This is a genomic window from Butyricimonas sp. DFI.6.44 (assembly GCF_022132345.1).
GTDB lineage: Bacteria > Bacteroidota > Bacteroidia > Bacteroidales > Marinifilaceae > Butyricimonas > Butyricimonas muris.
In genome coordinates this window covers 17,076-30,134 of record NZ_JAKNJD010000003.1, presented here as the reverse complement: position 1 = coordinate 30,134, position 13,059 = coordinate 17,076, and the positions used below count along the sequence as shown (strand labels likewise).

Genomic DNA, 13,059 nt, shown 5'->3' with positions numbered 1-13,059 from the left:
GGGCTTTCTAAATTGGTGAGAACAATGAAATTGGTAATTGTTTTTTTAATGATGTCGGCAGGTTCGCTTTGGGCGAACGTATCCGCTCAGGAAATGAAATTGAACTTGGATATCAAGGATAAAACTTTGATTGAAGTGATGGATTTGTTGAAACAAAAGTCCGGTTTCTCTTTTATCTATTCTGCGACAGACGTGGAGAAGATAAACGGGATTTCGATGAATGTTCATGATAAGACTATTCGTGAAATTCTGGATATTGTATTGAAAGGTACAAACTTGATGTACACGATTGAAGATGAGTTGATCATTTTGAAGCGTATGACACTGATGCAACAGGTGAACAAGAGGACAGTGACCGGTGTGGTGTTGGGAACGGCTCATAAGGATACGTTACCCGGAGTATCGGTTGTGGTAAAAGGGACCACGAAAGGGGTGACAACCGATGTGCACGGGAAGTTCACGATAGTGATCCCGGACGGCGATGATGTTGTGTTGTGTTTTACGTTTATTGGTAAAAAGAGAAAAGAGGTGAAGTATACGGGACAGCAGATGATGAAGGTAATCATGGAGGATGAGTCCCAAGAGTTGGAAGAAGTGGTAATCGTGAATCAAGGGTACCAGAAGATAGACAAGCGGGAGTTGACGAGTGCAGTAACAACATTGAAGATGGATGATATTATGACCCCGGGTATGAGTACTTTGGACATGATGCTGGAGGGACGTGTGCCGGGAATGACGTTTATGCAGAATTCGGGGCAGGTAGGTGCTGCCCCTCGTTTGCGTATTCGGGGAACTTCTACCGTGTTGGGCTCTCAGGAACCTTTGTGGGTAATCGACGGAATTATCCAAGAAGACCCGGTGAACGTGGACCCTTCACAATTGAATGATTTGGACTTCGTGAATCTGTTGGGTAACGCTATTTCAGGCTTGAATCCGGAAGACATCGAACAGATCGACGTGTTGAAAGATGCTTCGGCAACGGCATTGTACGGAACGCGGGCGGCTAATGGCGTAATCGTGATTACCACGAAACAGGGTAAAGTCGGTGCACCGAGCGTGAGATACAGTTTTTCAGGAACATTAGCCCGCCGTCCTCGTTACTCGGATCGTTCGGTGAACGTGATGAATTCGGCAGAGAGGGTGGCTTATTCACGAGAGATTTTAGAGAAAAAATTTGAATATCCTGCGGATGCCGTGTGGTTGGGATACGAGCAGGCTTACGAGAATTTCCGGAATGGATTGATTGATTATGATGAATATAACCGTTTGGTGGATTATTACGAGACGTTGGATACAGATTGGTTCGACACTCTTTGCCGGGATGCTTTTTCGCATTCTCACACGCTATCTTTTTCCGGGGGGTCGCAGCATGCGAAATATTACGCTTCTGTCGGCTATAATCGCCAGAATGGAGTTCTCCGGAAAGAGGATAGCGACCGTTACACGGCGAACACGAATGTTACGATTACTTATCCGCGGTTTAACGCTCAATTTAAATTGTCCGGGAACGTTCAAGAGCAGAACCATACACCTTCGAGCGTGGGGGTGATGGATTTCGCGTATAATGCGAGCCGGGCTGTTCCCGTTTATAATGAAGACGGTTCGCTTTATTATTATCCGCAAACGTATTCCGGGACTAAAGTTTGGTATAATATTTTGAATGAGCGGGATAATTCTTACGAGAAAATTAAGAAAAATTCACTTTCTTTCTCATCTAGTTTGAATTATAATATATTGGATAATTTGAAGTTGAGCGGTACATTCTCGTACACGATATCAAACACGGACAATGACGTGTATTTCGGGGAGAAGACGGCTTATATCAAGGGACTTGCGGATAAAGATTATGCTTATGATGATGGTAGTGAGTTCGGTAAAGATGATAAATTTAATTCACCCAGTATACAGACATCCACGGAGGCTCCATATGGGGGAGAATTGCGGAAAAACGGGACGAGGAACGAGAATTGGATGGCACGCCTTCAGGGGTCTTATCATTTGTTTTTGGATGAACCCCAAGATCATATGTTGACATTCATGGCAGGAATGGAAATAGCTTCTTCCAATTATACCGGGTTGCAAAAGACTTTCCGTTGCTATGTTCCCGAACGGGGATTGCAGATCGGGAATATCGATCACACGAAGTATAGTGCGTACGCGAAATGGTTGACAGAGAACAATCAAGCATTGGGCGTGTTGAAAGACAATCTGACCAACCGTTTTTCATATTACAGTTCGTTGAATTACAGTTACCAGAATCGTTATATTTTTAATGCTAATATGCGCGTGGATTATTCCAATGCATTCGGAGACCGGTCGAGGGATAAATTTTTACCGGTTTGGTCGGTTTCGGGACGTTGGAACATGAAGGAAGATGTGTTGGCGGGTGTGTATTGGGTAAATAATCTCTCGTTGAAAGCTTCTTTCGGGTACCAAGGGACGATGCACCCGACGCAGACTCCTGATCTGATTGTAGTCAAGGGAGGAATGAATCAGGCATTTCAGGAATATGGTTCGACGATCAAAACTTTCCCGAATCCGGATTTGGCATGGGAGAAGACGGGTAATTTTAATGCCAGTGTCGATTTCTCGTTATTCAATAATAAGTTGAACGGAACGTTCTCTTATTATTATAAAAAGACTACGGATGCATTCCTGACCAAAAAGGTATCTCAGGTGAATGGAGTTGCTTCCTATGCCGTGAATGAAGGAACCGTGGAGAACCAAGGACTCGAAGTATCGTTGAATATAAACCCGATTAACACGGCAGTGGGGGGAAATCGTAAAGGATTTTCTTGGAAAATCGATCCGCAGTTGGGACAGGTGGTGAATAAATTGATAAACAAAGTGATAGAGACGGATAAATATGATCCATTACATGATGATTACACTTACAAGGATTATTTGAACGGAAATGCCCATATCTCCGGGAAACCCTTAAACTCGTTCTATTCATACGAGTTTGCAGGCTTAGACGCTAATGATGGTCGTCCTAATTTCGCTCGCGTAGGGGAAGAATATTTCGAACAATATGCCGATATGCCAAATTCGAAAGTGTTTACAACTGTGATGAAATATTCCGGTTGCCGCGTACCTTATTTGCAAGGAGGTATATTGAACACGTTCTCGTGGAACGGTTTTGTGTTGAATTTTAATTTGGCTTACAGTATCGGTTCTAAGATTCGGTTACTGAAATTGTACAACCCGGAAAATACTACTATGGCAGTATCACCCATACAGAATTTGCGAAGAGAAATGGTTGACCGTTGGCAAGTGCCCGGGGACGAAAAATACACGAATATACCGGGATTATTGAAAAAGGATGAATACGTGAAAACTCTTAGTCCGTGGTGGAAGGACGAAACGTATACTTTCGGGAGCAATATTTGGGAGATGTACAATTATGCCGATGTTCGGGTCGTGAGTGGTAATTATTTGAAATTGCAGAGTATCAGTTTGCGTTACGTTTTTGATGATAATATATGTAAAAGAATGGGAGTCAGTTCACTTTACGTGTCCTTGTCGGGAACGAATTTGTTCACTTGGAGTGCAAAAGAATTGAAAGGGCAGGATCCGACATCCCAATCCGGCTCAGCAGATAAAATTAACGTGGGTGTTCAGCCGACTTATTCGGTTAGCGTGAATGTCGCATTTTAAAACTTGAAGCGTATGAAAAGATATATTATTTTAGTTTGTATGTTCCTTTTGGGAATATTTTCCGGGTGTGATGACTTTTTGGAGGAACATTCGCAGGATAATGCGTATGCCACTACTTGTAAGGATTTGAACGAGTTGTTGGTGGGTAACGGGTATATGACTCACGGAGTATTTGGGAGGACTAAAACTACATTGAATGTTGATAAAAAGACAAGTCCGTATTTTCCTTGGTTGCTTGTGATGGATGATGATGTGGAGTCGTTCGTTAGAGGAAAGTTTTCTAAAACTTCCCCGTTGACAGAATTGAACGGATTTTATATTTGGCAAGGAGATCCTTTCAATATTGACGGGAAGTTATACAGTGATAAGACGTGGGGACGGTTGTATGAGCATATTGCCGTGCTGAACGTGATTTTGGACAAAGTGGAGGAGTTTACACAAGACACGGAAGCTGACCGTAATGCGGTGAAAGGACAATGTTATTTCCTGCGTGCTTCTTATTATTTTTATTTAGTGAACTTGTTTGCCAAGCCTTATGATCCCGTAACGGCATCACGGGATTTGGGGGTTCCGATTAAGTTGACCCCATACGTGGAAGATAAAAATTATACGCGTGCCCCGATAGATAGCGTGTATCATCAAATTGTAAAGGATTTGGAGCAAGCGATTCACTATTTGGAAGGGTTTCAACCCACTTCCGTTCGGCGGGCAACTCTAGCTGCGGCACAAGCTTTTTTAGGGCGCGTGTATTGTTACATGGGAAAGTGGGATTTGGTACCGGATTTATGTAATGCCGTGTTGGCGAATAAAAAATACAATTTAAAGGATTTAACGAAAGCGTCTGCCAAGGATACTTCATGGATAGATGTAAATTCTCCGGAAATAATTTTCACGCAAGGAACTCATTGTGTGAATAGGGTTTTCCCGTTGGTAAAAAACAAATCAGATGGTTTGTCCGGGTTTCGGGTTTCGGATGAGTTAGTTCAGTTATTTGATGAACATGGCGTAGTTGAGAATGTAGCAAATGACTGTCGGAAGAGATTTACACTCTTTAAGGAAGAAGCCCCGAACGTGAATTACTATATTCCCCGTAAGACAAAAGCTGATGAGGTGAATGAGGAATTTTCGTTTGTATCCGATAATTTTGTTATTCGTTTCTCTGAAGTATATTTGAATCTGGCAGAGGCTTTAGCTATGACTAATCAAGAAGGACTTGCACGGGAAACTTTGAAGAAATTGATGGATAAACGGGTTAATAATTTGCAACCGATTACAGCAACCGGAAGAGATTTGATTGATTTGATTCGGAAAGAGCGTCGTCGTGAATTATGTTTCGAGGGACACCGTTGGTTCGATTTGCGTCGCTATGCCGTTTGTCCGAATTACCCGGAGTTGAAAAAGATTAATCACAAAGTTTATGATTATGCTTACGGGGGTAATAATACACCCGGATTGTATAGCGGATATTACGTCCTTCCGGAATACCCGGACGGAGGTTGGGTGTTGCCTATACCCGCGGTAGAAATAGAACAAACCGAAGGAGCTATCGTGAATAATAACAGAGAAGATTGTATATTACAAGGGAATTAGGATTATGAAAATAAATACTTTAATATGCGGATTGTTGTTGGGAGTACTGTTTTGCTCCTGCGGAGATAATGAAGCGTCTTCACCGTCTAACATGGAAAAGAACTGGTATGTGATTGAATACGACCCGAACGCAAGTGAGTTAGATAAGTTGAGGTACGAGATTTATGACGAAACCGGGTTTGCCATTTTCTATAACGATACATTAGGAGTTCAGACCCGTTACGATAAAGGAGGAAAGCCATACACGTATTATGAGATATTTCAACCCGGCTATAATTTTTCTTCTTCGTTCTCTTCGTCTAAAATGTCGTTGTTATGCGACGAGGGGAAATTGTATACAATGGTTGAACTTTTACGGGATGACGTGTTGTTACCTTATTTTAATAAGCCAGTTGCTCGAGGGAGATATGGACCTCATGCATTCTTAATCGTAGACTCTCTTTATAAAATTGAAAATAAAAAAGTTATACTTGATACGCTTAAGTGGGATTTAGGAATATTGGTATTAAGTACTCGGAGTATGATGACAAAAGAGATTGTGAATAATGTAAATATTTACAAGTCTATCGATGAATTGACAGAGGAGGATAAAAAAGAGTATGGTTGGCGGATAGCGATGCTTGAACTACAGCGCTATTTAGAGAAAAATTATGGGGATGAGATCACTGCTTATTATGATATTACAAAGGAATCACCCGACCTTGACGGATATCCGCATGATCTCTTTGAAATAGCGGAAAAGGCGAAATCTTATAACTATAAACAATCGGCTACCAATAATGGTATCAAAGAATATAATTTTGAATTGGATAACCCTCGAAAATATGGTGTTTTGAGATTTATGAAAGTGGATGCCAATAATGTTCATTTCCCTTCGTGTTTGATGGATATTTCAGAATTTACCAGAATGATTTACACGAAGACGGATGCCGAAATTCGGGCGGAGCATGGTGAATTTCCGATGATTATCAAGCGATACGAGGCATTATTGAATTTATTGAAGAAAAGCGGTTTGACACAATTTATCAAAGAGCAATAAGACAGATCAGTTCATTTAGTGAGAGAGGCGTCCGGGCAGAGTTCCGGGCGTCTTTTTTTTGCGATAAATTTTGGAAAGCGTGTACCCTGTTTTATGGAGGCGTTCGTTTTAATTTAAAATTTAGATAAGTATGTGTTCAGCTAACAATTGGAGTTTATGAGAAAGAGAGCGTTTTCTTTTGTGTGTATTATAATGTTAAGTGCTTCGCTTCGGGGGCAGGAAGTGGCTAGGGGTGGTCAACCGGAGCGGGTGATCACGATCGAGGAGTGTCAGCAGTGGGCGATGGATAATTACCCGGCGATACGACAACATGGGTTGTTGGATCAGGCACGGGAATATACGCTATCGAATATTTCGAGGGTGTATATGCCGGAGTTCAGTTTGTCGGGAGTGGCGTCGTGGCAGTCGGAGAAGATGGAGTTGGATTTGAAGATGCCGGATAAGGTGAATATCAGCGTGGATTTGAACGAGGTTGCTCAAGGACAGAATCTTAACTTACCGACGATGAACGTACCGGTGTCGATTCCCCAAATGACGATTCCCGTGAGTGACCGGGAGCGCTATAATGTGTCGCTGTCGTTAAAGCAGGCGTTGTGGGCAGGGGGCAGGATGAAGGCGGGAAAAGAGATGGCAAACCGGGAGGTCGATATGATGCATGCCGGGTTGGATGCCCAGTTATACGAGATCAAGGATAAGGTGAAACAGTTGTATTTCGGTTTATTGACGATAGAGGGGAGGGAGAAACAGTTGAATCGGGCGGACGAGATATTGGATAGCCTGCGGGTACGAGCCGAGGTGGCTTTGAAAGAAGGGGTGATTTACGAGACGGATTTGGATGTGATAGACGTGGAGCGTATAAAATACAAACAGTTGCGGGTGGAACTGGAAGCCAAGCGGGAGGCTTGTCTGAACGTGTTATCGACTTTGATTCACCGACCTTTGTCGAAAGAAACCAAATTACAAGTTCCGGTAGTGGAGAGTCGTTTTGGAAATGGCGAGGTGAAGCGTCCGGAGTTGAGATATCTGGATAGCAAGATCAAGCGATTGGATGCCGATTTGAAGATGCAGAATGCCGAGAATATGCCTAAAATCGGTTTGTTCGCGATGGGCGGATACGGTAAATCGGGATTGAATACGTTTGACAGTGATTTTAAGCCTTATTTTATCGGTGGGGTGATGGTAAGTTGGAATTTCGGGAAGTTGAATACACGAGGGAATGACCGGAAATTGATTAAGGTACAACAGGAGAGCGTGAGGAACCAGCAAGAGAGTTTTATTTTCAACACGAAGATGGAAGTATTGATGCAGGATGCGGAAATCAGAAAATTGCAGGAGTTGGTGAAAAGTGACGAAGAGGCTGTGCGCTTGCGGGAGAGTATCCGACAGGCATCCGAGGTGAAGTACGCGAATGGGGTGTACACGATCTCTGAGTTGATCACGGATGTGAATCAAGCGTTGATAGCACAGCAGGAAAAGGTGTTGCGGGAGGTAGAGTTGAAGATGATGGTCTATTCGAAGAAAATAACGTTAGGTTTATAAAGTTCATAACGATTTATGATTTACGATTTGAGATTTATGATTTCAAATTTTATTAAAGGATTTACGATTTGAGAATTAAATGTTTTTGGAGATGAAGAATACGATATTGGGTTTAGTGATTTTGGCTTGTCTGGGAGTTGGTTGCAAAGACAAAACGGAGGAGCGGGATGCGTCGGGAATGTTTGAAACGAGAGAGGTGATCGTGTCATCGGAGATGAGTGGAAGAGTGGAGCGTTTGGAGGTAATGGAAGGGGATTACATAGAAGCGGGCAAGGTGGTTGGTTTGATAGACACGATGCAATTGCATTGGTTGAAGGTACAGGCACAACAGGCGGTGAAGGCCGTGGACGAACGAATCCCGAATTTGGACAAGGTATTGGAGGTCTACCGTTTGAAGGTGGAGAAAGGGGAGAAAGAGTTGAAAAGGGTAGAGCGTTTGCTGGAAGGCAAGGCGGCTACACGGAAACAGTATGATGACGTGAAAGCGATGGTGGACGAGGGGCGTTCGGCTTTGGCGGGACAAACACATCAGGCGGAGGTGATGATAGCAGGGGCAAAGGCGGAAAGTGCGGCAATAGCCCTAAAAGTGGATCAAGTAAACGATCAGATCCGGCGTTGCCTGATTGTCAACCCTATCGAGGGGACTGTACTGGCGAAGTACACGGAAGAGAAAGAATTGGCAGCCCCGGTAAAGGCTCTGTATAAAATCGGGGATTTGAAAAACATGACGCTTCAGGTTTACTTGGAAGGCGGGCGTATAGGCGGATTAAAAGTCGGCGATCCGGTACGGGTGTTTGCCAAATTGGGTGGCGGAGAAGAACGGGAATACCGGGGGAAAATATCTTGGATAGCCTCGGAAGCCGAGTTTGTACCCAAAACGGTACAGACACAGGATGAACGGGACAATCTGGTGTACGCCGTGAAAATCCATGTAGAGAACGACGGTTTCCTGCGGGTAGGGATGTATGCCGACGTGAAGTTTAACACGCTATAAATAAATTATGATTGTAGCGGAGAATATCAGTATGAAGTACCGGCAGGTGTTGAAAGAGATTGTCGCCCTGAAGGAGATTTCTCTGGAGGTGAAGAAGGGGGAAGTATTCGGCTTGATCGGACCTGACGGGGCGGGCAAGAGCACGCTGTTCCGGGTATTGACGACACTTCTTTTGCCTACCGGGGGACGGGCTTCCGTGGGAGGATTCGACGTGATCGGCCAGTACCGGGAGGTGCGGAATATCGTGGGGTATATGCCGGGGAAGTTTTCCCTGTACCAAGACCTGTCGGTGGAGGAGAACCTGCGTTTTTTTGCCAGCGTGTTCGACACGACGTTACAGGCAAATTATGACCAGATAAAAGATATATACGAGCAACTGGCTCCTTTTAAAAACCGGAAAGCGGGAGCTTTGTCCGGGGGGATGAAACAAAAGCTGGGGCTATGCTGTGCCTTGATCCATAAACCGAAGGTGTTGTTTTTGGACGAGCCGACGACGGGAGTCGACCCGATATCCCGGAAAGAGTTCTGGGACGTGTTGAAGCGGTTGAGCGGGGACGGGATATCTGTACTGGTGTCGACGCCTTACATGGATGAAGCCCGGTTGTGTGACCGTATCGGTTTGATTTTCCACGGGGGTATGTTGGCGGTGGATACGCCGGACCGGTTGATCCGGAAACACGATAAAAAGCTGGTCGCCTTCCGGGCACGGGATATGTACCGCTTATTGCGGGACATCCGGGAAGAACCGGGGGTTTATTCCTGTTTCACGTTCGGGGATTCGCTTCACACCACGTTCAAGGAGAACGATTATCCCGTGGAACGGTTCGCAGCTTCCTTGAGAGGCGCGGGGCATACCGGGGTGGAATGGAACGAGATCGAGGCGGGTATAGAAGATTATTTCATGATGTTAACAAATGATACTAGCGATGGAACGGGTTATTGAAGTAGAGCGGCTGGCGAAGAAATTCGGGAGTTTCACAGCGGTGGACCATATCAGTTTTCACGTGGAGCGTGGAGAGATATTCGGGTTCCTCGGGGCGAACGGTGCGGGCAAGACCACTGCCATGCGGATGTTATGCGGGTTGAGCAAACCGACTTTTGGGACGGGACGGGTGGTGGGATTCGATATTGCCCGGGAGTCGGAAAAGATAAAGAGCAGAATCGGTTACATGAGCCAGAAATTCTCGTTATACGAGAGTTTGACGGTGCGGGAGAATATACGCTTGTACGGGGGGATTTACGGGATGCAACGTTCGGAGATTCGGGATAAAATGGATAAGGTGCTGGGGAATCTCGGTCTTTTGAAGGAACGGAACACGCCGGTACGTTTGTTGCCGCAAGGGGTAAAGCAACGTCTGGCGTTTTCGGTGGCGGCATTCCACGAGCCCCAGATCGTGTTTTTGGACGAACCCACCGGTGGGGTGGACCCCGCCGTGCGCCGGATGTTCTGGGAATTAATCTATCAGGCGGCAGCGGACGGGATTACCGTGTTTGTTACCACCCACTACATGGACGAGGCGGAGTATTGTGACCGGGTGTCGATCATGGTGGACGGGCGTATCGAGGCATTGGGTACTCCTGCCGTGTTGAAGCAACAACATGGTGTTCCGGGGATGCAGGAGGTTTTTTATTTGTTGGCACGGAGGGCTCAAAGAAAGGACGGATGAGATGAAGATAAAGACATTTATAGATCAGTTTTTCGCTTTCACGCGCAAGGAGTTTTATCATATTCTTCGGGATCGGAAGACTCTATTGGTATTGGTGGTTTTACCGATCTCGCAGTTATTGATTTTCGGTTTCGCGTTGAATAGCAGTTTGACGGAAATGCCCACGGCTGTGCTGGATATGTCGAATGACGCGATGAGCAGGCAGATCGTGGCGGAGATTGACGCGAGCTCCACGTTTAAAGTGGTAGAACATGTGCGTTCAATGGATGAGGTGGATGAACTGTTCAAGGGGGGACGCTTATCCCAAGTGTTCGTCTTTATGCCCGGTTTCGAGAAAGAGATCAAGCGGACGGGAGTGGGGAATATGCAGGTAATTATGGACGCGAGTTTACAGATCAATGCATCCACGTTGGAATCCTATATATTGGCAACATTATTGAGCTATCAACAGAAAATCAATGCCGGAAGGGAATTGCCGATACAGATTATTCCGGAAGTAAAGATGCGGTACAATCCTCGGCTGAACAGTGCTTTTCATTTCGTGCCGGGAGTGATCGGAATCGTGTTGATGCTGGTATGCTCGATGATGGCTTCTCTCGCTATCGTGAAGGAGAAAGAATCGGGTACGATGGAGGTGTTGCTGGTGTCGCCGGTGCGCCCGCCCGTGATTATTCTGGCAAAGCTGGTGCCGTACCTGTTGGTCGGGATGATTAACATCGTGGTGATCCTGTTGATTTCGGTTACTATATTGAAAGTCCCGATAACGGGAAATATCTTCTTACTGTTTTTTGTCGGGACTATTTTTACCCTGTCTTCGTTGGCGTTGGGGATTATGGTGTCGGTGTTGACAAAGACACAGCGGAGTGCCATTATCATTTCTATCGCGGGGTTGATGCTTCCGGCTATCACGTTATCCGGTTTTATCTTCCCGTTGGATTCATTGTCTTTGGGGATGAAAGCGATAGTGCACATGATGCCGGTGACCTTGTTTATCTCGGCAGCGAGAAATATCATGATCAAAGGATTGGGGATGGATGCCGTTTACCCGGAATTGTTCGGGTTGGTGGCGATCACGGTGGTTTTGATTGTTATTAGTATCAAATGTTTTAAAAATCGGTTGTCATGAGGATGCTGGGATTTTTGTTACAGAAGGAGTTTATCCAGATATTCAGGGATAAAACGATATTGTTGATTCTGTTTCTGATCACGTCGATACTGTTGTTTATTCTTCCCCCGGCAGCGAAAGTAAGGACATCCACGATCTCTTTGAGCGTGGTGGATCATGATCGCACGAGTACCTCTGCCAATTTTTTGCGGAAGTTGACGAGTTCGAACCAATTTCGGATAGGGGCTTATGCGGACACCTACGAGGAGGGATTGAAAGTGCTGGAGAAGAATAAGACCTCAGGAATACTTGAGATACCGAAAGGTTTCGAGAAAAATGTCATGGAGCGTACAAAAGCCCCGATTATGCTGGAAATAGATGCCGTGAACGGCGTGACGGCAGGGCTTTCTTCATTTTATTTTTTGCAGATACTGGAGCGGTATATATGGGAGTACGTGGACGGGTTCGGTTTTCAGCCGGGTTTTCGGATGGAGTCACAGGAAGAGATCATGGCTCGGGTGGAAGCGCAAGCGCAAGCCGAAATGACGAAACGGGCTAAAGCGGAAGTCGCGTCACAGGCACGATTGGCACAAGCGCAACAAATGATGCTGGCACAAGCGGAAGCGGAAACCCGTTTGCAGGAAGGGGCTGAAATGCCGCGAGCGAACCAATCCCCGGAAGCCCGCGTGACGGCAAAGATGAATGAATGGGAGAAAGGAGAAGAAATCACGGTACCCGGATTGATGATTGACGCGGGAGGTGCGGATGTGAATATTCCGCTTATCGAGAAACCGGCGGAGTCGGAATTCGAACAGATCAATATGGTCGTGAATCACCGTTATAATCCGGACGGGGAGTCCAGTTTATACCAGATACCTTCACTTTTAGCTATTCTGGTATGTATCATCGGGGCGGTATTATCGGCATTGAATATCGTGACGGAAAAGGAGAACGGCACCATAGAGCAGATGAACGTGAGCCCGGTGAAACGGAGTGCCTTTATCTTCTCGAAGATTATTCCCTCGTGGGTAATCGGGATGGCGATTCTTACGCTTGGATTGATTATCGTGTGGGCGTTGTACGGGATTGTGCCCCAGAGTAGTTACTGGAGCATTTACTTGGTTTCGTTCCTTTTTCTCGTGTCGATGGTCGGGTTTGGCGTGTTGATCTCCACGGCTTGTCGGAATCAACAGCAGGCAATGTTGCTTTGTTTCTTCTTTTTGTTGATTATCTGTTTGTTGTGCGGGATGTGGACGCCGATTGACAGTATGCCGGGATGGGCTAGGGTGATAGCGGATATTAACCCGTTGCGCTATTACATCGAGGTCATGCGTCTGTTTTTCGCCTACGGCAGTGAGTTAAGGCATGTATTACCCCAGATTGGCGCTTTGTGCGTTTTTATTGTCGTGTTTAATGGTTGGGCGATTTGGAACTTCCGGAAAGCCAGATAGATATTTGTAATGTTTAA

7 protein-coding genes and 1 pseudogene are annotated in these 13,059 nt (G+C 45.5%); all 8 read left to right on the top strand.

Annotation, left to right across the window (positions count from 1 at the left end; translation table 11 throughout):
• Positions 1 to 24: 24 nt before the first annotated feature.
• The 8 genes and pseudogenes from L0M98_RS05315 (at position 25) to L0M98_RS05275 (ending at position 13,042) form a co-directional block, all read left to right on the top strand.
• Positions 25 to 3,657, top strand: a complete 3,633-nt coding sequence (locus L0M98_RS05315) for a SusC/RagA family TonB-linked outer membrane protein (RefSeq protein WP_227217606.1) — start codon at positions 25 to 27, stop codon at positions 3,655 to 3,657.
• Positions 3,658 to 3,669: 12 nt separating this feature from the next.
• On the top strand, positions 3,670 to 5,247 hold the full coding sequence (locus tag L0M98_RS05310) for a RagB/SusD family nutrient uptake outer membrane protein (protein WP_227217608.1): 1,578 nt from the start codon (positions 3,670 to 3,672) through the stop codon (positions 5,245 to 5,247).
• A 4-nt stretch (positions 5,248 to 5,251) separates the two neighbouring features.
• Positions 5,252 to 6,286, top strand: coding sequence for a hypothetical protein (locus L0M98_RS05305; RefSeq protein ID WP_227217610.1), 1,035 nt, complete (start codon positions 5,252 to 5,254; stop codon positions 6,284 to 6,286).
• 156 nt (positions 6,287 to 6,442) lie between these two features.
• Positions 6,443 to 7,825 carry a TolC family protein gene (locus tag L0M98_RS05300; protein ID WP_227217612.1) on the top strand — a complete coding sequence of 461 codons (1,383 nt, stop codon included), beginning with the start codon at positions 6,443 to 6,445 and terminating at the stop codon, positions 7,823 to 7,825.
• A 91-nt stretch (positions 7,826 to 7,916) separates the two neighbouring features.
• Positions 7,917 to 8,819, top strand: a complete 903-nt coding sequence (locus L0M98_RS05295; protein ID WP_227217614.1) for an HlyD family secretion protein — start codon at positions 7,917 to 7,919, stop codon at positions 8,817 to 8,819.
• Between the two features lie 7 nt (positions 8,820 to 8,826).
• Positions 8,827 to 10,486: pseudogene (locus tag L0M98_RS22655) on the top strand (ATP-binding cassette domain-containing protein).
• 1 nt (position 10,487) lies between these two features.
• Positions 10,488 to 11,612, top strand: a complete 1,125-nt coding sequence (locus L0M98_RS05280; RefSeq protein ID WP_227217618.1) for an ABC transporter permease — start codon at positions 10,488 to 10,490, stop codon at positions 11,610 to 11,612.
• Positions 11,609 to 13,042 carry an ABC transporter permease gene (locus tag L0M98_RS05275; RefSeq protein WP_227217620.1) on the top strand — a complete coding sequence of 478 codons (1,434 nt, stop codon included), beginning with the start codon at positions 11,609 to 11,611 and terminating at the stop codon, positions 13,040 to 13,042. The genes L0M98_RS05280 and L0M98_RS05275 overlap by 4 nt, the downstream gene beginning before the upstream one ends.
• The last annotated feature ends 17 nt before the right edge of the window (positions 13,043 to 13,059 follow it).

Bases quoted from the DNA above. Each gene is read 5' to 3' on its own strand.
- L0M98_RS05315 (WP_227217606.1), top strand. From the start codon at position 25: ATGAAATTGGTAATTGTTTTTTTAATGATGTCGGCAGGTTCGCTTTGG.
- L0M98_RS05310 (WP_227217608.1), top strand. From the start codon at position 3,670: ATGAAAAGATATATTATTTTAGTTTGTATGTTCCTTTTGGGAATATTT.
- L0M98_RS05305 (WP_227217610.1), top strand. From the start codon at position 5,252: ATGAAAATAAATACTTTAATATGCGGATTGTTGTTGGGAGTACTGTTT.
- L0M98_RS05300 (WP_227217612.1), top strand. From the start codon at position 6,443: ATGAGAAAGAGAGCGTTTTCTTTTGTGTGTATTATAATGTTAAGTGCT.
- L0M98_RS05295 (WP_227217614.1), top strand. From the start codon at position 7,917: ATGAAGAATACGATATTGGGTTTAGTGATTTTGGCTTGTCTGGGAGTT.
- L0M98_RS05280 (WP_227217618.1), top strand. From the start codon at position 10,488: ATGAAGATAAAGACATTTATAGATCAGTTTTTCGCTTTCACGCGCAAG.
- L0M98_RS05275 (WP_227217620.1), top strand. From the start codon at position 11,609: ATGAGGATGCTGGGATTTTTGTTACAGAAGGAGTTTATCCAGATATTC.